Below are 23,883 nucleotides of genomic sequence, written 5' to 3' on the forward strand. Positions count from 1 at the left end.
GTGTCCTTAATGTGAATTTTTAACGCGCATTACCGCAACGGCAGCAACAACGAACGAGGCTGCGCCAATTAATAATGCGTAAATAGGCTGATTTGAAAATACGTGGCGTAAAATAAGCCCTAAAATACTGGCGGCAAGTAACTGCGGTATAACAATAAAGAAGTTAAAAATACCCATGTAAACGCCCATTTTTTTACTTGGTAAGGCGTTACTTAACATGGCGTAAGGCAGCGATAATATAGACGCCCACGCAAACCCCACCCCAATCATAGGTATAAGTAACATTTTAGGGTCTTGAATAAACATAAAGCTGCCAAGTCCTAATGCGCCCAGCAATAAATTAAAACAATGCGCGCCTTTTAAGCCCATTTTTTTAACTAAAAACGGAATACACATCGCGGCAATAGCTGCAAAACCATTGTAGGCGGCAAATAAAATACCCACCCAATCTGCACCATCGTTAAAGGCCTTAGAGGTTGCATCGCTACTACCATAATGAAAGCTTGTTACCGCGGCGGTGGTGTAAATCCACATGGCAAATAACGTAAACCAACTAAAAAACTGCACCCATGCAAGCTGCTTCATGGCCTCTGGCATAGTAAATACATCTTGTACTACTTGGTAAAAACCACCTTGGGTTTTATTAGCACTTTTTAAAGCACCCGCTATCCACTGCACAATACCAAACGCTAGTAAACCGCCAGCAAGTAGGTAAAGCTCTTTTTCAAGCGATAACCCCATTACTAATGCGAGGGTTGCTAAACCTAACACCACAAAAATAATGGCGCCTTTGTTAAAGTTAATATCAACCAGCTTGCTGGTATTAGGTTGAGCACTTTGCTTTTCAAAAGCCGCTAATTGCTCTGGGCTATACTCTTTTGTACGTGCAACGGTCCAAAGCACAGCAACGAGTAACACAACACCACCCCAATAAAATGAGTATTTAACAGACTCAGGAATTTGCCCTGGCGCTGCGGTATTGCTTACATCAAACCAATTGGTCATCATCCATGGTAGTGCTGAGGCTAGTACCGCACCAATACCAATAAAAAAGCTTTGTAATCCGTAACCTGTAGCACGTTGTTTTTCAGGCAAGTTATCGCCTACAAGTGCTCTAAACGGTTCCATGGTCACGTTGATTGACGCATCCATAATCCATAACATGCCTGCGGCAATCCAAAGCGTAGGAGAATGCGGCATAATAAATAATGAAAGCGTTGTTAACACCGCGCCCACAAAGAAAAACGGACGACGACGGCCAAAACGACCCCATGTTTTATCGCTCCAGTAACCAATAATTGGCTGTACAATTAAACCGGTAATCGGTGCTGCAACCCATAAAATGGGTATATCATCTACTTGGGCGCCTAATGTTTGAAATATACGGCTCACGTTACCGTTTTGCAGGGCAAAACCAAACTGTATGCCTAAAAAGCCAAAACACATGTTCCATATTTGCCAAAAGCTTAGATTTGGCTTGTCGCTATTATTTTGATTATTCATTATTAGCCTTATTTGTTAATACTGCGCTGCTAAATGCATCAAGTGTGAGTGTAAATGTGGCGCCTTTCGACCCTGATGTGATCTCGGTGCTGTGCTGCTCAAGTAAGTCATGCAATTGAGTGTGCTCGCTAAGTGTCGCTAATTGCGCTTTTGATAAATTAACCGTAATTGTTTGAGCTTGTTTGCTAAAGTTACTTAAAACGTACAGCGTTTGTTGGCCAAGTTTGCGCGTAAAACCTACAACTCGCTCACTTCCTGTAACGCTAAGTTCAGTCATTTCACCGCCTACCACAGCAGGTAAACTATTTAGTGACATAATGGCTTTATAGTAATCACGAAGTGCCGACTGCTCTTTTGTTAAATTAGCGCCGTCAAACTTGCCGTTATTCATCCACGCTTGATGCGCTGGTACACCAATGTAGTCAAAAATACTGGTGCGTGTAGCTGTGCCAAAGCCTGCGTTTTCTGAGCCATCTTCTCCCACCTCTTGGCCAAAATATAATAAAGTAGGTGCGCGACTAATTAAGCTAGAAACCACCATTGCAGGTCTTCCCCAGCGTGCATCACCTGCAAAATCAGGGCTAGCGATGCGTTGCTCGTCGTGGTTTTCTAAAAAATGCAGCATGTGCGCTTCAATATCTGTAACTTGGCTTTGGGCTGCAAAAATAGTATTAGCAGCTTGCTTACCCTGCATTATGGCTTTTAGTGTGTCGTAAAAGCCTACTTTGTCATAAAGGTAGTCCATTTTACCTTGGTGAATATACGCACGGTACATTAGCGGGTTGTACACTTCAGCTAACAAAAAGGCATCGCTTTTTTGCATTTTTATCGACGAATTTAAAAAGCTCCAAAACTCTACAGGCACCATTTCGGCCATGTCGTATCTAAAGCCATCAACGCCTTTATCGAGCCAAAAAAGTGCAATGTCTCTAAATTTGTACCAGCTGTCAGGGAGCTCTTTATCTTGCCAAAACGCATAATGAGCACGGTAATCTTTATTTTTGTATTCACTTGGCAATTGAGCAAAATCGTAGCTGCCATCAGGCTTTACGCCATAATTAACTTTTACTGTTTCGTACCAATCGTTTATATCGGGTTTTGCTGCACGGGCACCATTACCTGTCCATTTAGCGGGTGTTTCATCAAAAAAGCCATCAGCAAGCGGGTGCTCATTATCCCCTAAAACTTGATACTCTGGCGATGTTGGCACTTGAAAAGACTGCCCGGGTACGTAGTAGAAGTTATTATTTTTATCATACGCTTTAGTGGTGTCGTCTTGTGCGCCAAAGTCTTTAACTCCTTTAGGTTTGCCAAGGGATTGGTAATTTCGTGCTACATGGTTAGGCACTATATCAATAATTACTTTCATGCCATGATTATGTGTACGCTCAATAAGTGCGCTAAATTCATCCATTCGCTGAGTAACATTAACTGCTAAATCAGGATTTACATCGTAGTAGTCTTTAATAGCATACGGTGAGCCCGCTCTGCCTTTAACTACATCTGGGTCATCTTGAGAAATCCCATAATCAGTATAATCGCCTACTAACGCATGGTGTAACACACCGGTATACCAAACGTGCGTGGTACCTAGCTCTTTAATGCCTTTTAGGGCTGCATCGTTAAAGTCGGCAAATTTACCTACACCATTTTGCTCTTTAGTGCCCCATGGCACATTGGCAGTTTCGGTATTACCAAACAAACGGGTAAATACTTGATATACAACCGGCTTGGTAAGCTCATTTTGCATGTGTGCGGGTGTTTGTTGTTCAGGTTTGTTGTTTTCTGAACACCCTGTAGCAATAAGTGCACTACAAAGTACTGCGGGTACATAAACTGATTTTTTCATTGTGTGTCTTTTTTGTCAGTATTGTTATTAACTTTATACTCAAGATTACTGCAGCAACCATACAGTTGCTGCATACGTATTCAGGTAAACTATTGAGAGGTATTTATAATTAATACCGTTGCACTCATTGCCGGTAAAGCAACTGTATTACCCAACACCTGTGTTTTGTGGGTGAATAAGTTAAGTGCTTTGGTATTTTTTGGTATTACTTCCTGCATATGCTTAATATTCTTAGTTAGCTCTTTTTTGTTTTTATTCAAAAATACCAATACAGTTTGCTCGTCGCTAATACGCGCATAACTATACACACCTTGTTGAGGCGTAAAGTGCACTAACTTGCCTTTATCTAGCGCAGTGCTGTTTTTTCTAAAATTAAGCAAGTTACTGATGGTGTTATGCATCTCTTTTTGCTGTTTTGTTAGCCCCTCGCCCGTAAAGGCATTCCGAGTTTGGCCTTTAAATCCACCTGGGAAATCGATTCTAATATCGCCATGGTCTTTACTTGGGGTGTTATCTAATAAAACCTCCGTACCGTAATACATTTGCGCAATACCGCGCGTAGTTAAAAATAGCGTCATGGCCATTTTAGTTTTTGCAGCATCTTGTCCAAGCTCGGTGTATACACGGCTCATATCGTGGTTATCAGCAAATACCATAATATTATTGGTATCAGGGTATAAAAAGTCATTAGCTAACGACTCATAGACTTTAACCCAACCCGTATTCCAGCTTTCATCTTCATTGAGCGCTTGAATTACCGCCTCTTGCAATGAAAAGTCCATCACGCTTGGTAGGCTTGATGTATAGCCATCTTGATTATTTTTACCTCGTTGCCAATAAGAGGCAATTGCAGGGTTAGACGTCCACTCTTCTCCAACAATATTAAAGTTTGGGTATTCTTGCATAATGGCTTTTGTCCAATCACTCAAAAATGCTTTATCTGAGTAAGAGTAGGTATCAACACGAATACCGCTTAAATCGGCGTATTCTATCCACCAAATCGCATTTTGAATTAAGTATTCACTTAACAGTGGTTGGCGCTGATTTAAATCAGGCATGGTTTCTACAAACCAGCCATCGTTAAACTGGCGCTTGTCGTATTCACTGGCGTGTGGGTCTTGTATGGTTTGGCGCGCATGGCTGGTGACATTTTTGCCTTTATTAAACTCACCATTAAAATTAATCCAATCTTTAGTTGGCTTATCTTTAACCCAAGTATGCTCAGAGCCAAAATGGTTAAGGACCATATCCATTACCAAGCCTATCCCCTGCTCTTTTGCTTTTACAGATAACATTTTGTATAACTGATTTGAGCCCATACGTGGGTCAACTTTATAAAAGTCAGTAATAGCATAACCATGGTAAGAATAATCTGGCATGTTGTTTTCAAGTACTGGCGTTAACCAAAGCTGTGTAACGCCTAAATCGTTTAAATATGGAAGTGCGTTTATAACACCTTGTATATCACCACCGTGGCGCCCCCCCTTAGTACTAGGATCAGCGGCCTCTAACATGCTAGGAACGCTATCGTTTTGCTTATCACCATTAGCAAAGCGATCGGGGTTAATTAAATAAAGAGTATCGGATGATGCAAACCCTTGGCGCTTTGCGCTGTTTTTATCACGTTCAAGTAGTGAAAACTCAAAATTTTGACTCGCTTCGCTGCTGTTAAACTCAAGCGTTCCTGCTTTAGCGGCGTCGGTAATTGTAATATTCAAAAAAACATAGTTTGGGTTATCAGTACGCGTTACTTTATTTAATTTAACACCATTATATTTAGCTAATTTAATTTGCTCGTTTGCAATATTTTGCTCATGCACCATGATGGTTATGGTATTTTTGTTCATGCCAACCCACCAATTGGTAGGTTCAACGTCAAGTGCATAGCTAATAGTTGGTAGGCTGCACGCACTTACAAGTAAAAGTGTGTTTAAAAATCGCATCATTAGGCCTTTTTAATTTTTGCTAAAAAATCTTTATGAGTAGGTAATTGTTCTACCGTTGAGGTAATAAGCGTTTTTAATGTAAAAAATAAATCGTTAAGTTGTTCACTGCTTAATGAGTCAACAATACTATTGTAATCATCGGGTATAAGGCCCTGCCCTATAAACACTTGCTGCCAAGCAACCTCTGCAAATAGTTCATCGTTTTCACGTACTACTTTACCTGTGTGTTTAAATAAATTGAGTTTATGAGCCAACGAATCGGGGATTTCCATTTGCTTACACTGGCGCCAAAAAACAGAATCTTCTCGCTCCGTCAGTTTGTAATGCAAAATAATAAAATCGCGTATGTGCTCTATTTCTATCACGCTTTGCTTATTAAACTCTGCAACTAACGCATCGCTAATACCATTATGCGGAAACAGCTTTATTAAACGGGTTACGGCACTTTGTATTAAATGAATACTGGTTGACTCTAATGGCTCTAAAAAACCACTAGCAAGACCAACCGACACCACGTTTTTATGCCACTGCTTTAAGCGCCGTCCTGTTTTAAATTTTATAACGCGTGACGCCGTAATGGGATCAGCGGGTAAATTATTTAATAGTAACTGAGTTGCCGCATCGTCAGACAAATAACGGCTACAGTAAACAAGCCCATTACCCACACGGTTTTGCAACGGAATTTGCCATTGCCAACCTGCGCTATGCGCAATTGAACGCGTGTAAGGTTTTAGCGAATCAGTGCCTTGAGATTGCACAGCAACGGCGCTGTCGCATGGTAAGTAATGAGACCAATCCACAAAGCCTGTATTTAGTGTTTGCTCTATTAATAAAGCGCGCTGACCTGTAGCATCAATGAAAAGATCTCCATTTATCTGCTGTGTGTTATCTAGGTTTAATGATTTTATATTCCCTGATAGAGGGCATTGTTCAACCTGCTCTATTTTGGCATCAATATGCTCAACACCGCTTGATGTTGCGAGCTTTTTTAAAAACTCAGCATATAGTGTTGCGTCAAAGTGATACGCATAACTTAAGCCAGGTAATTGTGTGTTAGGTATAGTATTTAATGGTGCAAATTTATGCCGTTTAGCTGCTTGGTAATTTAATGAAAAATCCCATAGGCTGTCTTCACAACCTGTAATTTTTCCCTTTACCCAAAAGTTGTAAAAATCGCAAAATGGAAAATCTTTTCCGAATGAGCCAAAAGCATGCATGTAGCTATGAGAGGGGGTTTTCCAATTTTCGAACTCAATTCCTAGTTTTATAGATGCATTAGTAGCGTTTATAAAATCTTGCTCGTTTATACCCAGCGCGTTGTTAAGTTGAATAATTGGCGGAATTGTTGCTTCACCAACGCCTATAGTGCCAATAGTACTTGACTCAATAAGGGTTATTTTAATTACTTTACCTAACACTTTATTCAGCAAAGCTGCAGCTATCCACCCTGCCGTACCACCGCCTGCAATTATCACGTGTTTTATTGGTTTCATATTATTGTCCACGTTTACAAATTAAAGCTTTGTTAAGTTTGATAAAATAGCTATAAAAAAGCCCTTGTAAAACAAATTACAAGGGCTCCTAAACACAACCTTTATTATAGCTGGTAGCTAAAGCCTAACAAGTAAGTACGACCGTAGTCTTGATAGTCGCGAACTTGGAGCGCGTTATCGCCAGAAAGCGATGTGAACGGCTCTTCAGTTAAGTTCTGAACTTGGAATTGAATTGATAAACCTTCAAGGCTTTCAACACCGGCTTCAGAGAAGTCATACCCAGCTTGTATATCCCAAATTGTTTCACCTAGGATATCTACTTGCTCGGTGTTAAAACCTAAACCATATACATCACCTTTAAAGGCACTACGTTTACGCATGCTGGTACGTAATTGCATACCATTCATCTCGTAGTAAACCGTTAAACTTTGAATTTTATCTGAAAGACCTGGTAGTTCGTACTCGTTACCGTTTTGATCTTCAATATCAGATTCAATACCTGTGTGGCTTGCAATTAAACCAAAGCCTTCAAGTGACGGATGGAAAACTTTAAATGGTAACGCTAGTGATAACTCGTAACCGTATAGGTCACCGCCACCGCCATTTATTTTACCACTACCTGTACCCTCAGATGTTGCTGGTATTTCACCTGTTGATGGATCTGCAACACCTGACATATCAATTGCGTATTTACCATCAAAAATCCACTGGGTTAAGTCTTTATAGAAAAATGCAGCAGAAAAGTAACCTTCATCGCTAAAGTAGTTTTCGTACGTTAAATCGTAACCAGTTGCTTCTTTTGGCTCTAGGTTAGGGTTACCACCCGATACAGACCAGTAGTTACCATTTTCATCCTGTGTAGTATTATATGATGCATCAATAGATGCATTCATTTCGTCTAAACGTGCACGAGAAATTGTTTTAGCCGCACCAAAGCGAACTGTTTGTTGCTCATCAATCGCAAGTGATAAGTTTAAGCTTGGTAAAACGTGAGAATAATCGTGGCTAATATTTGTAGGTGATGCAACCACAATATCATCAACGGTGTTAAATGCATTACCCTGCGATGATTGGTCGGTATGAACATAACGTACACCCACATTACCAGTAAGTGCTAAGCCGCTTACTTCGGCATTAATATTAGCCTGTGCAAATACTGAGGTGATTTCTTCTTTTACCGTCCACGATTTTGTTAAATGGCTCGTATTCGTTAAGCTTTCATCTAACAAACTGTAGTAACCGTCATTTACTAACCCATTAACATCGTAAGCAATCATGTCACCCATGCCAATAAAGCCTAGGTCAACACTACCCATGCGATATTGCTCTGGCACAGCTAGCATGCCAGGGTTATCAAGCGAAAAGCCAGATAACGTCATAAAGAAACCTTGCGAATCTTTTGTTTTTTCGCGTTCTTTATAAGACATACCAAACTCAATTGAGCTGAAGTATTCATTATCTAATACTTTAGATGCAGCTAGTTTTAACGTAGACAGCTCATCTTCAATCGTTGGTGCATTTATGAATCCATCCTGTGCCTGATCTTTATAACCAGAAATGTCATTTCCATCAGCATCAATTAAACCATATTGATTATTTAAGGCCTTGCTTGAACCCCACGATAAAGGACCGCCTAACTGAATTAAGCTGTAATCACTGTAATCTAAATCGTGAGTAAACGTAGCACCAGTATTACTGCCATTAAAAGTGTAGCCTAGATTATCTGCAACACCACGTGAATCACCGCGCCCTGTGCCCGAGTAACTTTCAAGGCTCCACACTTTACGATCTACATGCGAGTAACTTGCATCAAATTCAACTGACCAAGAATCGTCAATATCGTATTTAGTATTAAAACCAAATGCGGTTAATTCTGCTTCACGCTCTTCATAATCGTTACGAACTACAACACGCTGACCTTGGGTTACAGCGCTTGTTATAAAGCCTGATGCTTCATCAACTACTACACTGTTTGAGTCGATACTACCTTGTCCCCACGCGAATGGAATTTCGATACCACGTAAGATCTTTTCATCTGTAAAATCTACATATAATGCATCAAACGTCATATTTAGTTTGTCAGTCGGTGCCGCTTCAAGTACGAGCATGGCTGAATCACGTTCAAGTGTCGATGAACGCACAAATGGTTTAGCGCCACCTAAAATTGAGTACGTATTACCATCGTCAGCGGTAAATTCAGGGTAACCCCAAGAGTTCCAGCGTTTTTCTTGGTTTGGTGAGCTCATGGTGTTTAGTGCAAATGCAACACCTATGGTGTCATCAGCAAACTGATCAATGTATGAAATAGTACCGCGGTAACCATCGTCGTTACCGTCTGGGTTTAGTTTATCAAAGCTGGTTTGCTCGTATTGGCCATTAACTTGGAATACACGCTCGCCTTTACTTAAAGGTCGCACGGTTTGCATGTTAATAACACCCGCAATACCTTCGGCTTCGATACTTGCGTTAGGCGTTTTATATACAGTAACGCCGCTCATTATTTCTGATGGGTAAAGGTCAAATTCTACGCCACGGTTATCACCAATCGATACCTGTTCACGACCATTAAATGTAGTACCACTTTCGTTTTCACCAAAACCACGAATAGAGACACGACTTGCTCGGCCATCTAAGCGCTGCGCTGTTAAGCCAGGTAAACGCGCAATCGATTCAGCAATTGAAGAGTCTGGTAGTTTACCAATATCTTCAGCTGATATTGATTCTACAACCTGAGTAGAGAAGCGTTTAGTGTTAATAGACTCAACCACACTGCCACGAAAGCCTTTAACTTCGATAACTTCTACATCATCTTTTTTTATTGTATCTTCTTGAGCAGCCTGTGTAGCAAAGCTTGATAAGCCTGCAGCTGTTAATGCCAAAGTTAATATACTTGGTTTGAACATAGACATAATGTTTTCCCGTTACCCATATTGTGATACCCGCGTTCAATATTTAAGTGATAGTTAAACAAGGCGAGCTAATTTTGTTGTCAGGATGAATATTAACGCCAGATTTATTTTATTAACAACTTTATGCATACGTATTCAACAATTCCAATGTAGCCTAACATTAACACACATTACACGCGCACAACTTTAAGCAGCTGATTTAATTAAAAATAAGCAGGATAAAAAATACAAGACAAACATCAATAGTTAAATCGATTCTATTGAAACTTAATAGCACCTTCACTTAAATGTAAACAAGATGAAATTGATTATCGCTGTAAAATAAAGTTTAAATTATTCCACATTTACCAAGCGCTAAATTGGTCAGACCATTTAATATAAAGCCTGGGATATATTTCCTTTGTAGTACAGTCTGTTAGGTTTAATTTAACTAAAAAATGAATGAATAACATAATTGGTAAACATTAAACACACAAATTGCATCTCTCTAAAGCTGCGCTAAGCGCTTATTTTTGATAATTTTATTACATTATTTTTAGTGCATACGTATGCAGACTTTTTACAGGATTAAAGGCTTCACGTATGCTTTTTGCAAATAACGTGATTAATCGTAATCACAATAAAAAATAGTCTAAATACTGTGTGGAACAATGGAGAAAAGCATGGCCCAAAAGCAGTGGTATAAAGGTGCGGTTATTTATCAGGTTTACCCGCGAAGCTTTCAAGACAGCAACAACGATGGTATTGGTGATTTAAAAGGGATTATTAATCGTATTGATTACATTAAGAGCTTAGGCGTTGATGCAATTTGGATTTCACCTTTTTTCAAATCGCCTATGAAAGACTTTGGCTACGATATTAGCGACTACCGCGACATTGACCCACTTTTTGGTGACTTAAACGATTTTGATGAACTAATAAGCCAAGCTCACGATCGAGATATTAAAATAATTATAGATCAGGTTTTAAGCCATACGTCAGATCAACACCAGTGGTTTTTAGATAGTCGTGATAATTTAACAAACGACAAAGCTGATTGGTATGTTTGGGCCGATGCTAAAGAAGATGGAACAGCTCCTAACAATTGGCTGTCTATTTTTGGTGGTGGCGCATGGCAGTGGGAACCTCGCCGTGGACAATATTATTTGCATAACTTTTTAACCGAACAACCCGATTTAAACTTTCATAATCCTGATGTAAGACAAGCTGTGCTTGATAACGTAGAGTTTTGGCTTAAAAAAGGCGTCGATGGCTTTAGACTTGATGCTATTAACTTTTGCTACCACGATGCATTACTTCGCGACAATCCTGCTAAACCAATAGATAAACGCCAAGGTCGCGGTTTTAGCGAAGATAACCCGTATGCGTTTCAATATCATTACTACAACAACACTCAGCCAGAAAACATTGAGTTTATGCAAGACATTCGCACATTACTTAATAAATACCCAGGTACTGTATCGCTCGGCGAAATCTCATCAGAGGATTCATTAGCGACTATGGCAGAATATACCCAAGGCGGTGACAAACTGCACATGGGTTATAGTTTTGAGCTATTAACAAATGATTATTCAAGTGAATATATCAGAACTACGGTTCAAACTCTTGAACAGCGTATGACGGAAGGCTGGCCGTGCTGGGCATTTAGTAACCATGACGTAGAGCGCGTAGCAAGTCGTTGGAGTAAAAACGGCGAGATAAATTCTCAACAATGTAAAATGTTAACCGCCCTACTTGCTTCCCTTCGTGGCAGTGTGTGTATGTACCAAGGTGAAGAGCTTGGTTTAGGTGAAGCATCAGTTGCTTTTGAAGATTTACAAGACCCATATGGCATTACATTTTGGCCTAATTTTAAAGGGCGCGATGGCTGCAGAACGCCAATGCCTTGGGAGCAAGCTGATTCATCTAATGCGGGTTTTAGTGAAGTAAAACCTTGGCTACCTGTTGATGATGCACACAAACAGCAATCAGTCGCTGTGCAAACTAATGATAGCAACTCAATTTTAAACGCCTATCGTGAATTTATGGCTTGGCGCAAAAACCAAGCTGTGCTACTTGAAGGTGATATTGAGTTTATTGAAACGCCTGAGCCTGTGCTTGCTTTTCATAGAACGCTTGGAGAGCAAAAAATGCTCTGCATGTTTAATCTAAGTTCGCAACAAACAGCTATTAATATGCCAACATCAATCGTTAAAGAATATAACGAGCTTAGCCATCACAGCGCAAAGTTAGACCAAGGCACCACAACGCTTGAGCCTTACGCATGTTTTTTCGCTCAGTGTTAATGACTCAAAAGTTGCGTTTAGTGTATACCTAAGCGCGTTAAACACAAAAAAGCCCAAGCTATTCACTTGGGCTTTTTTGTGTTTAACGCTGTCTCGTCCTGAAATGTGTTTACACATTGAGGATTTATTATGACTAAATCAAATAATACGGCTGATATTACAAACTTAAAATATCCTCATAGCAGAAATATACAATGGCGCTTATCCATTTTATTTTTGAACATAAGAAATCAATTTACCCTAAAGCGATCTCAAAGTTATTAGTATAAAGCGCAGAATCAAGTTTTCTTAGCTACTAAATATAATACTCCAGCTGATAATGCTGTACTTACTAAAGTTAAAAAACTGACAAGTAAATTACTCATCCTCACGATAAAAAAATTTCGTTATCTTTTATTTCAATTTCGATTAAAAATCAGTATACCAACAGAGTTGTTCTGAATTGGGCACTACTGCTTTATACCTAACTTTAAACTGGATAAATCAGTCATCACACCATTTTTTTAGGAATAAACGAATGAAAAAAGCATTGCTAGCATTAATCGTAGCACCACTATTTGCAGTATCTGCGACTTACGCGGTAGCAGACGATGCGCCAACAGCTTCAGCCGAAATGGTAAAAGAATACACAGAGATGTGTGTTAACTGGGCTAAAGATGATGACGTAAGCAATGAAGAGCTAAATGCCTACGTATTAAAATGCGTAAATGATGAGCTTGAATCTGAAGGCTATAAAAAAGTATCTTCTGTTAAAATTTAATCATACCAATTGCATTAAATTAGCGATCTATTTAGTGCGATAAAATGACTATGTTTTTTAATAAAAATTGATATACCCAATACACTTAGTAAATGTACTGCTAATAAAGCCGTTGCGAAAACATTTAACTAGGCATAAAAAAACCGGAATAGACACAAGCTGTGCGTTCCGGTTTTTTATGGTTTTTTAAAACCTATAAAAAGTTATGAATAAGCGATAACGTGCTTATTCATCTTCTTTTTTAGTTTTAGGCTTTGCTTTGGCTTTAGGTTTTGCTTTAGCTGGTGCCTTTTTTGCAGCAGCTTTCTTTTTAGGTGCTGCCTTTTTCTTCGCTTCTTCTGTCCATTTACCTGCTTCATAATGAGCAGTCCAGCCAGTAGCTTTACCGTCAACTTCAGTCATAACATACTGAGCTTTATTTTTACGGCTGTAGCGTACAACAGCAAGATTACCATCAGGATCTTTAGCAGGTGCATCTGCTAAATAATAAAACTTAGGCGAAATGCGGTCTCTAAAGCGTTTTAATTCTTCTACCTTAGGTGCACGTGTTTCTCGTGACTTAGGAAAAGTATTTGCAGCTAAAAATATACCAGCAGCGCCATCACGTAATACGAAATACGCATCTGACTTTTCACACTCTAACTCAGTAATGTGAACAGGATCTTCTTTTGGTGGAGCAGCTTCGCCGCTTTTAAGTAGTTTACGTGTGTTTTTACACTCGTCATTATTACAGCCAAAGTACTTACCAAAGCGACCCGATTTAAGCTCCATGTCAGAGCCACATTTATCACATTCGATAATTGGTCCGTCATAGCCTTTAATTTTAAAGGTACCTTCTTCAACTATATGCCCTTTACATGCGGGATTATTACCACACACATGTAATTTACGGGTTTCGTCAATTAGGTATGAATCCATTGCCGTTTCACAAATCGGGCAACGTTTCATCTGCATTAGCTTTTCAGTTTCTTCGTCTTCAACATCGGCTGCAACCGCTTCATCGCCTGACACTAAGTTCATTGTCGTTGTACAACGCTCTTTTGGCGGAAGGCTGTAACCAGTACACCCTAAGAAAACACCAGTTGATGCCGTTCGTATACCCATTTTTCGGCTACACGTAGGACACTCTATATCGGTTTCAACCATCTCGTTAAGACGCATACCACCGTTCTCTGGCTCGTCTTTAGCAACAGTTAATTGCGTTGAAAAATCAGCATAAAACTTATCTAGAACTTGAGTCCATACACGCTCACCTTCAGCGATATCATCTAAACGGCCTTCCATTTTAGCTGTAAAATCAAAGTTCATTAAATCAGTGAAGTTTTCAACTAAGCGGTCGGTGACAATTTCACCCATTTTTTCAGCGAAGAAACGGCGATTTTCTACACGTACATAACCACGGTCTTGAATTGTTGATATAATTGACGCATAAGTAGATGGACGACCAATACCACGCTTTTCAAGCTCTTTTACTAAACTTGCTTCACTAAAGCGAGCAGGCGGCTTAGTAAAATGTTGCTTAGGATCAAGTTCTATTAAAGTAAGTATTTCACCTTCTTTAACAGCTGGCAGTGATTGATCTTCTTCGTTCTTTTTACGCACAGCAGGTTGTACTTTTGTCCAACCATCAAAGCGAAGCACGCGGCCTTTCGCTTTGAGCTGGAAATCGTTAGCTGCAACAGTCAGTGTTGTTAAGTCGTATTCAGCAGGTACCATTTGGCACGCTACAAACTGACGCCAAATTAACTCATACAGTTTTTTAGCATCGGCATCTACGCCTTCGATATGACCAGACAACACAGTAACGCTTGAAGGACGAATAGCCTCATGCGCTTCTTGTGCATTACCTTTAGAGCTGTAGCTAATTGGATCTTTTGGTAAATATTTAGCACCAAACTCGTTCGTTACGTACTCACGACACATTTCAACCGCATCTTTTGAAAGATTAGTTGAATCGGTACGCATATACGTAATATAACCGCCTTCATACAAACGCTGAGCGAGCATCATAGTCTTTTTAACGCCATAACCTAGGCGTGTACTTGCCGCTTGTTGCATGGTTGAAGTAATTAATGGCGCACTTGGGCGACTTTTGCTTGGCTTTTCTTCAACGCTAATTACTTTATATTCTGCATTCTCAAGGCTTTTAACAGCTGCGCTAGCCTGAGCTTCATTTACAGGCTTAAATGCCTTTCCTGCTTGTTTGGTTACTTCTAAACGTAACTCAGACTCAGTATTCTTAACATCAGCATGAATATCCCAAAACTCTTCAGGGATAAATGCCTTAATTTCACGTTCACGCTCAACTAATAAGCGTACCGCCACAGACTGAACTCGTCCTGCAGAAAGTCCTCGAGCAACCTTAGCCCAAAGTAAAGGTGACACCATAAAGCCAACAACACGGTCTAAAAAGCGTCGTGTTTGCTGCGCATAAACCATATCAGTGTTAAGCTCGCCTGGTGTTTCAAATGCTTGTTGTATTGCGTTTTTAGTAATTTCGTTAAAAACTACGCGCTTATACTTTGAAGGCTCGCCGCCAATGATTTCTTGAAGGTGCCAAGCAATTGCTTCCCCTTCTCTATCCAAATCCGTTGCGAGATATATTTGATCTGCATTTTCAGCCAATTTTTGTAATTCTTGAACAACTTTTTCTTTACCAGGCAGTATTTCGTAATGCGGATCCCAGCCTTGGTTTGGGTCTATACCCATACGCGCGACCAGGTTAGTATAATCTCGTTGCTTTTTATACGCTGCTTTCTCTTCTGGTTCCATTTTGCGAACTTCTGCTGGCGTTTTAGTTGCCGGCACTTTAGCTTTGCTCGAACCTGAAGTAGGTAAATCTCGCACATGCCCAATACTGGACTTTACGATGAAGTCATTACCTAAATATTTATTAATTGTTTTAGCCTTAGCAGGTGACTCTACAATTACTAGCGATTTGCCCATAGTTGCCTATTTCTAACCAAATATTAAAAATGTGTTTACCGCTATAAGCGGCGCGAATATTTATAGGTATATCTACAAACACTAGTTGTTACAAGCTTTTAATACAAACTTTTCAGTATTTACTGAATAAACGAACAATTTTTGTCGTTAAATTAAACAAACTAGTGTTTTTAGATTAATTGATGTGGAATATATAGAACAGAAACAAAAATGCCAACCTAAAGGTTGGCATTTTAAATACTTTATTTTTTCTAAGGCTCTGGTTCATCCAAAATCGACATCACGGTATACTGAGTTTTAACTCCACCAGGTGTTTCAAATTCAATATATAAAAAACCAGAATCTACAGCATCAGGATCTGTCTCTTTAGTAATATTGACAGTGACTGAATCTGGAAATTTTTGCGCTGTGTTAGTAACAGTATAGTCAGTCAATCCTTTCAATACAGCATTATCAGATGTTACTTTAACAGTAGTGCCCGCTGGTAATGGGTTGTTATGAATATCACTGAAGAAAATAGTAACCGAAATTGCGCTGTAAGGCGTCGAGTTACTAATATCAATCAGGTTTATGTCACACATACCAGCCATATCAGTGGCTTCTAAACTAATACCACTATTTAAGGTACAATCATTTAAGGGTGTTACAGCTCTAATATAGGGAGTACTACCAGACATAACTAACTCTGAACGAGCACGTACATTTACTGTTTCTCTAGTACAAGCCTTAGCTGTAAGGGCTTCATCACTACATAATAAACCATTATAAATCTTATCACCGCTATCATACTCGCCATTATTTAATGCACCAGAGCGCTCAACGTACCATTCGTTTTCCCCGCCATTGGAGTTAACAGGGTTAGTTGGCGCAGGTAACTCACCATCAAACACACCATTTTCATTAAAGTCTATAAATGCTTCTGGTAAATCCTGCAATGTAGAGTCAAATTCATTTTGATTAAATACGCCATTTGCTGATACATCATTGAAGGACTCCTCACCCACCGAATAAGCCAATAAACTTACTCGCCCACCTAGAGGGTAATCAATCGGCGCTAGTGCTGGTGCTTCACTAAGGGTTATTGCAACACCACTACTGTCAAGATAATTGATTAAATTACCACTTGCATCTAATTGCGACTCCCTGATGCCTAAAGAACAAGGTGCGGCTTTTCCAAAATGTCGATCACACTTTTGCCCTACTGAATTCTGGTAAATACTATAATGATACGGAATAGGATGTTGGCTACGCCACTGTGCATTACATACGCCGTCGGTTGTACGGCAAAGCAATAAAGGAGTAAACTGCTCGCCATCAATGGAGCCTACAGCACCGCCTTCACTAGCAATATAAATTGCTGTATTATCCGGTACGAAATTATTAAAGTGGTCTGCGGCAAATACGGTTAAATCGGTAGTTACTCCCGCTTCATTTAATGACTCGGTATTAAATGTTTTCACAGCAAGAGTAAAACTGTCTTGATCTGGTACCCCAGTTGTAACAGTAATGTCATTTGAAACAATTGAGATAACACTATTTTGAGAGGCATCCTCACTGTCAATTTGATGCGAAGCAGTAATAGATAAAACACCTGCAGCTCTTCCAGAGCGAATATTTACAGTTACTAAACCATCAGAGTTCGTAAATGCAAATTCACTGCCTAATAAAGCCCCACCGGGGTTTTGTGAAAGTGTAAAATCTATTTGCTTTTGACCTACTGGAGTTCCATTAATATCCAGCAGTTTAAAAGTCAGCTCTGAGTTTTCAGTGAGAGTTTGTCCCCCTGCTCCTTTAATGGCTAAAACTTGATTAGTCGCTTCAATAAAGTCAATTGAACCAGTCTTAGCGGCTGCTACATTAATACTAATCGTTTGTGTTGCTACATTACCACCAGTAACGACCGTGGCTGTGATTGTATCAACACCATTACAACCATCAGCTTTATATGTTGTACTGGCGATCCCACCAATACTACTTACGACACTATCAATAGTTGCTCTAGGTGTTGATTCTTGAGCACATGCAGACGTAAATTGTACTTCAAGCGGTGTCATAAATAAATTATTATTACTATCTACAATTTTTGCTGTAATTACAGTAGTAGAACCTGCAGATAAAATAGCTGACGAACCAATACCCGAACTTAAATCAACACTAACTTGAACTGCATTAATTTCAAATAAAGCTGATGCGATACTATTTTGTGATGTCAACTCAACTTGACCTACACCAGAGCTACTTCCAGGCAAAAGATTTAAAACTGCAATACCAAATGCGTCAGTTTTTGCAGTTAAGCTCTCTGGCAATAAAACACCTAATGTTGTCGTAGCATTAACTAGTACATCACTTGCGGGAGTATTTGTTCCTGCTTTTGTTACTTTTGCATAGATAATAGCCTGTTGACTTACGAGGTTACTATTTTCTGAACAATCTGAGAAATTAAGCTCAATCGCATCACGATCGATATTTAGCCAATTATCGGGGCAGTTTTGTAAAATTTTAATATCAATATTAGCGCTAGAATCATCCGATGGAGCTTCATCACCTGCAGTATAAAAGCCAAGTTTACTGCTAGTATCTTCGTACGTTGCTATAACGGTACCCGCACCTTCAACGCTGCCAGCTGCTAGCTCAATAGTTGCTACCCCACTTGTGTCGGTTAGAGCACTACCAGTTGCGGGAATAAATGAACCTAATGTGGTTGTAAAACTAACCTCTTGTCGTTGTACTGGCTGACCATCAGCACCTAAAACAGTTGCTTTTATTTCTAATGGTGAATCTGCAGTGACAGAGCGGTCTTCAAAAGAAATTTCAATATTGGCTGTCTGTACAATAGTCCCACCACCAGTCTCCCCTGTACCATCACCTATTGTTCCGCCATCTTTTTCAAGTGACCCACCGCCACCACAGGCTGTAAGAAAAAAACTGAGCAATGAAATGCTGAGTAGTCGCATTAAAGGCATAAACCTCTCCCTAGCGTTGTTATTATAATCAAAATTAATTCCTGCTTAATATTAACCTATAACTTAGTCTAAAATCACAGTTTTTTATTACTTTTTTGAGTGAAATATTTTTAAATAAATACTAACTTTTTCTGTAGTAAATATTTCCTTGCTGGTAGTCTATGGCAAATTTATAAAATGTAGATCAGGAAATATGTCAAAAATCCGTTCAATGAGTTTAACCACTCGCATCATGATTGGTATGGCGCTTGGGGTTACAGTAGGTTTTATATTTCAGGCTATATTAGCTGGTGAAGACGATTATCTAATACCTCTTGGGTTATTCTCTTTGCCAATTAAAGCCTTTTTTGTTGATGGTATTTTCCATGTTGGTGGACAAATATTCATCGCCAGCTTAAAAATGTTAGTTGTGCCTCTTGTATTTGTATCGCTTGTTTGTGGTACCTGTAGCTTAAGTGACCCTAAAAAATTAGGTCGCCTAGGTGGTAAATCTATTGGTTTATATTTAGTAACCACAGCAATCGCTATAACAGTAGCCATTACGCTAGCACTACTATTTAGTCCTGGTGAAGGAATAAGCCTGCCATCTAATGCAACCTACGATGCTAAAGAAGCACCTACCCTTGCACGTGTAATTATAGATATGTTTCCTACAAATCCTTTTGAAGCAATGGCCAAAGGCAATATGCTTCAAGTTATTGTGTTTGCACTTTTATTTGGTGTAGCTATGGCATTAAGTGGTAAAGCAGGTAAACGTGTTGCTACCGTATTTGAGGATTTAAACACAGTAATTTTAAAACTAGTTACACTTTTAATGAACATTGCACCTTATGGCGTGTTCTTTTTAATGGCTAAACTGTTTACAACAATTGAGCTTAGTTTAATCGTGAGCCTAGCCAAATACTTTGGTGTTGTGGTGTTGGCATTGTTATTACATGCTTTAGTTAACTACACATTAATTTTAAAAATATTAACTGGCCTGAACCCACTTACTTTCTTAGCAAAAATGAAGCATACATGCTTATTTGCATTTAGTACTTCAAGCTCAAGCGCAACCATGCCAATTACACTTGAAACAGCGACCAAAAAATTAGGCGCTAACAACTCTGTTGCCTCATTCACTATCCCTTTAGGCGCTACTATTAACATGGATGGCACGGCTATTATGCAAGGTGTGGCGACCGTGTTTATTGCACAAGTGTTTAGTGTTGATTTAACTATTTCTGATTACCTTATGGTTATATTAACTGCAACACTTGCTTCTGTGGGCACCGCGGGTGTACCTGGTGTGGGCTTAATCATGCTAGCAATGGTACTTAACCAAGTCGGTTTACCTGTAGAAGGGATTGCAATTATTATCGGTGTAGACCGCTTGCTAGATATGACTCGTACAGCGGTTAATGTAACCGGGGATTGTATGGTTACCTGTGTTGTAGCTAAATCTGAAGGTGAACTTGATGAGAGTATCTTTAACGACCCCAATGCAGCTAAAGATTTAGAAGATTATCATAAGTCTATTGATTCATAATCTATGACTATTGTTATAAAAAAACCTTGATGTTTTGCATCAAGGTTTTTTTTCGAGTCAAAATAATTAAACTGAATTCTAAAAACATTCTAATTTAAGGATTTAAGGATTTAAATTTAGAGAGTAAGTTTATTCCCACTTTATTTACACCACTACTCAAGCCAAGAGCTAGCTTGTCGCTTAATCCCTTTTTAATTTTGTATTTAATCTTATAAATTTGGCGCTCATGCTGCTGCTCTAGCAATGCATCATCACTTGTTTTTATAACGTCTACCAAGCCTTTATCAATTGCTTGAGTTGCAAACCAATGCTCACCTGTTGCCACTAAATTAATATCAAGGCTTGGACGTTGAGTGCTTACAAACGTTTTAAATAAATCATGTGTTTGCTCAATTTCTTCACGAAATTTTTCACGGGCCTTATCTGTATTTTCACCAAATAAAGTAAGTGTACGTTTAAACTCACCTGCCGTTATTTGTTCAAACTCAACATCGTTTTTCTTTAATATTTTATTAAAGTTAGGTATCTGAGCAATAACACCAATAGAGCCAACAATAGCAAAAGGGGCTGCAAGTATTTCATCCGCAACACATGCCATCATGTAACCGCCACTCGCTGCTACTTTATCAATTGATACACTTAGGGGTATGCCTGCACTTTTAATACGCTGTAACTGTGATGCAGCAAGTCCGTATCCATGTACAACACCGCCACCACTTTCTAAACGAATAAGCACTTTGTCTTTACTTGGTTCGGCAATAGAGATAATAGCCGTTATTTCTTCTCGTAAGCTTTCTACTTCGTGAGCGTCCATACTACCTACAAAATCAACTACATATAAACGAGGTTTAGGCTCATCTTTATCTGCTTTTTTACTATGCGATTTAAGCTGTTTTTGATGCGCTTTAAGCTCTTTTTTACTCAGCGTGTTTTGTAAAAAGCTTTCTTTAAGATCGACTAACTGCTCTGATATATCGTCAATTTGTATTTCACCTTTTTTTGCTTTTGGCTTAACTGCAGCACCTACTATAAGCATTAAAATAACTGCTATAGCGATAACAAAAGTGACTGTCTTAGCAAAAAACAAACCGTACTCGTATAAAAATTCCAACAGGTTTCTCCATTTATAAATTTCAGCTAATTTAGCATGCTTTAAAACAAAAAAAAGCCACTTTTCAGTGGCTTTTAAAGGTTAATTATTTTACTGGTTATTAATTAGTCACAATCTCAGGATTTGACACTAATAACATACGTCCACGAGAAGCTAAGTAAGTTGCTACTTGTAACTGCATTTCTGCATTAGCAGCAGCACTGCCCTCAACAGTCGAAGCCTCTGCATCATCTTGAGCTGGCGTTAAAATGGAACCATGATGGCCAGTCGTAAACTTCACTAAATAGCTAGAAGGTGTTTCACTCAATGCTTGCGAAGAGCTTACTGTTTCAAGACCCATCAAGTTAGCTAATGGGATTGTGCCAGAAATAGGATTATTAGCTGCCATTGGTGGTATCACTTGGTCAGGCTTGTTATCAACACCATCACCCACAACAACATTAGTATAAACAGGAGTACCTAATGCTTTCACAGTGGCTGCGTAGTTCGTAGGGTCGCCACTATCTAATGCTGTTTGAGCCGCAAAAGCAAACTGCGTAAATACACCTTGAATGTTAGTAAGTTTAGTCGTTTCACCCGCAGTAGTAAGTGATGCAATATATTCGCTGTAACCACATGTTAAAAAAGCTTCCTTATCCTCCGATTCAAATGAACCACAGTTAGAAAGCGCAGCGTCCTGTAAGTAAACGTTAAGCTCATCAGCTTCTGTTGTACCCGCTTGTGAAAGTACTGAACCTTGGATAAATGGACCAAACGCAGCGGATTCAAGTAAGAAGCTTGCTATACCGCCACCACCACTTGCAAGCGCTACCGTATTTACATTAAATAGCGGATCAAGCGTTTCTGCCATTGGCGTATTAGCTTGAGCAATAAATGCTGGAGCAACAATTGAACCCAAAGAGTGTCCAACGTAAGTTACATCTTTACTGTTTATCGTCGCATCATTAATAAAGTTCAAGCCTAAACGCAAACCTAATAAATCAGCAGCCGATTGACGAAGACTATCACGTGCAACTAGTAACGAACTTAAGTTCATGTAGCTAAGGACAGAGCCCGTTGTAGCATTAAAATCGTCTGTTCCATCATCACCAACATCTATACCACGCTCACCGTGGCGAGGATGATCAATAGCAACCGTTGCAAAGCCTTGAATAGAAAGCTGCGCCGTTAAAGCAAGCATACTTTCTTTTTGTGTTGTAATACCGTGTTGCATAATAACAACTGGCCAGCCACCTTCTGGGATACTTTCAAGCTCAGGTAAACCATAAGCTGAACGATAAACATTTATATCTGCTAAAATTGGCTTTGTGATTTGTACAGGTATAGTCTCATTGCTTTGAGCTAGTGGAACTGGGTTATATTTAGTTAAATGCCGAGTAATATCTATTTTTGGATAGTCATGTAGACGAGCATTTATTTGCTGGCAAACGTCTTCATAAGGACCTTCATCAAACATAGTTGCATCAATATCTTCTTCTTTACCCTCATCTCGTAACTTTTGATCCGCAGCTAACTGATTTAATACTGCAACAGGGCTTGAACACATTGCTTTCCAGTATGTGTCATTCAAAGCGCTTATACCTTTACCTGTTGGTGTGCCTAGATACATTGGTAAAGTAATCTCGCCTTTAATATATTCAACAGCATCAAATGGAGCAAAAGTAGCTATATCAGGAAATTTTAAAAAATCTTTAACCGTTTCAACCTCATCAGATTCTGTAACAGTTATTTTTGGTATAGTTGCAGGGTTTATCAAACTACCAGCTAACAATTGTTTAATAGTACCAAGCACTGGCCCTGCTGATTGAATAGTCATTGCACTAGAAAAAATAATATCGTCTTTTGAAATGTCGCCTGAACTTACCACTACATTTTCGTAGCTATTTACAGCACCTTGCAAACCAAGTTGGGCTTCTGTAATTAAAGGCGCTTCTTCACTCACAGAGGCATAAGTAGAAGAAGGTTCAATAGAACGCCCTAATGAATCTTTAAGCCCTGTAGTTAATATATTGATGTATGAGCTACCGGCTGTAAATGGTTTTAAAGGAATAATGGCAACGGCATCACCTGAAGCTTGAGTTACAAAGTCAACGCCAAAAGTAAGTTCACCTACTAATTTACAAGCAGTGCCTGCCGCTACAACAGAGCATTCTGCGTCAGTTAAGCTTGCACCCATTACAACTTCAAAAATCCTTACCGTTCCAGGGCTTCCCGCAGACGCTTCATCTAAACTTACATTTGGTGGGAATGTTAAATCAATTTTATAAGGAACCTGCGAAGACCAACCATCAAGTGCACCTAGAGCAAGCTGAGGGTCTGCATAAGCTGCTCGAGAAATAGACACATTGTTGTCATCTAATTCTCCAGGAATATTAAGTGTACCGTCTTGGGTTCCACTCATTAATAAATCATTAGGTACCGATAAGATACCTGCAGCAGGGTCAAATGTAACCGTTGCTGTTGGAATAACGGCTGCTGTGTCGTTCTTAACATCTTCTAACGTTTCTCCGCCGCCACAACCTGCCAAGGCAGCTGTAACAGAGAGTGAAAGTAGCATTTTTTTCATATTGTTGGCTCCGCACATATTTTA

The 23,883-nt window shown here is 39.3% G+C and carries 12 protein-coding genes; 3 read left to right on the plus strand and 9 right to left on the minus strand.

Annotated elements, in window-relative coordinates; genetic code table 11:
* Positions 1 to 6 precede the first annotated feature (6 nt).
* The 5 genes from EU510_RS04965 to EU510_RS04985 form a co-directional block, all read right to left on the minus strand.
* On the minus strand, positions 7 to 1,503 hold the full coding sequence (locus EU510_RS04965) for an MFS transporter (RefSeq protein ID WP_149592515.1): 1,497 nt from the start codon (positions 1,501 to 1,503) through the stop codon (positions 7 to 9).
* Positions 1,496 to 3,352: an alpha-amylase family glycosyl hydrolase gene (locus tag EU510_RS04970; protein ID WP_149592516.1), complete on the minus strand. Its 1,857-nt coding sequence runs from the start codon at positions 3,350 to 3,352 to the stop codon at positions 1,496 to 1,498. The genes EU510_RS04965 and EU510_RS04970 overlap by 8 nt, the downstream gene beginning before the upstream one ends.
* An 89-nt stretch (positions 3,353 to 3,441) precedes the next feature.
* On the minus strand, positions 3,442 to 5,298 hold the full coding sequence (locus EU510_RS04975) for a glycoside hydrolase family 13 protein (protein ID WP_149592517.1): 1,857 nt from the start codon (positions 5,296 to 5,298) through the stop codon (positions 3,442 to 3,444).
* A complete protein-coding gene (locus EU510_RS04980; protein WP_149592518.1) occupies positions 5,298 to 6,791 on the minus strand; it encodes a tryptophan halogenase family protein in 1,494 nt (497 codons plus the stop codon). The genes EU510_RS04975 and EU510_RS04980 overlap by 1 nt, the downstream gene beginning before the upstream one ends.
* A 104-nt stretch (positions 6,792 to 6,895) precedes the next feature.
* Positions 6,896 to 9,700, minus strand: a complete 2,805-nt coding sequence (locus tag EU510_RS04985) for a TonB-dependent receptor (RefSeq protein ID WP_149592519.1) — start codon at positions 9,698 to 9,700, stop codon at positions 6,896 to 6,898.
* Between the two features lie 662 nt (positions 9,701 to 10,362).
* Here EU510_RS04985 and EU510_RS04990 point away from each other — a divergent pair.
* Positions 10,363 to 11,985, plus strand: coding sequence for an alpha-glucosidase family protein (locus EU510_RS04990; protein ID WP_149592520.1), 1,623 nt, complete (start codon positions 10,363 to 10,365; stop codon positions 11,983 to 11,985).
* Between the two features lie 517 nt (positions 11,986 to 12,502).
* The gene (locus EU510_RS04995; RefSeq protein WP_007582596.1) at positions 12,503 to 12,745 is read left to right on the plus strand and encodes a hypothetical protein; all 243 of its coding nucleotides are present in this window, start codon (positions 12,503 to 12,505) and stop codon (positions 12,743 to 12,745) included.
* Between the two features lie 225 nt (positions 12,746 to 12,970).
* Here the strand turns inward: EU510_RS04995 and topA are convergent, their stop codons facing one another.
* Both topA and EU510_RS05005 read right to left on the minus strand, forming a co-directional pair.
* Positions 12,971 to 15,691, minus strand: a complete 2,721-nt coding sequence (topA, locus tag EU510_RS05000; RefSeq protein WP_149592521.1) for a type I DNA topoisomerase — start codon at positions 15,689 to 15,691, stop codon at positions 12,971 to 12,973.
* 251 nt (positions 15,692 to 15,942) lie between these two features.
* A complete protein-coding gene (locus EU510_RS05005; RefSeq protein WP_149592522.1) occupies positions 15,943 to 18,654 on the minus strand; it encodes a hypothetical protein in 2,712 nt (903 codons plus the stop codon).
* A 193-nt stretch (positions 18,655 to 18,847) separates the two neighbouring features.
* On the opposite strand from EU510_RS05005, the gene EU510_RS05010 reads away from it, so the two are divergent.
* Positions 18,848 to 20,182, plus strand: a complete 1,335-nt coding sequence (locus EU510_RS05010; protein WP_149592523.1) for a dicarboxylate/amino acid:cation symporter — start codon at positions 18,848 to 18,850, stop codon at positions 20,180 to 20,182.
* A gap of 94 nt (positions 20,183 to 20,276) precedes the next feature.
* On the opposite strand, the gene sohB is transcribed toward EU510_RS05010, so the two are convergent.
* Positions 20,277 to 21,293, minus strand: a complete 1,017-nt coding sequence (gene sohB, locus EU510_RS05015) for a protease SohB (RefSeq protein ID WP_149592524.1) — start codon at positions 21,291 to 21,293, stop codon at positions 20,277 to 20,279.
* 100 nt (positions 21,294 to 21,393) lie between these two features.
* Entirely contained in the window at positions 21,394 to 23,859 is a 2,466-nt protein-coding gene (locus tag EU510_RS05020; protein WP_149592525.1) for a VolA/Pla-1 family phospholipase, read from the minus strand.
* Positions 23,860 to 23,883: the final 24 nt, after the last annotated feature.

Source organism: Pseudoalteromonas sp. FUC4 (genome assembly GCF_008370255.1).
Classification (GTDB): Bacteria; Pseudomonadota; Gammaproteobacteria; order Enterobacterales; family Alteromonadaceae; genus Pseudoalteromonas.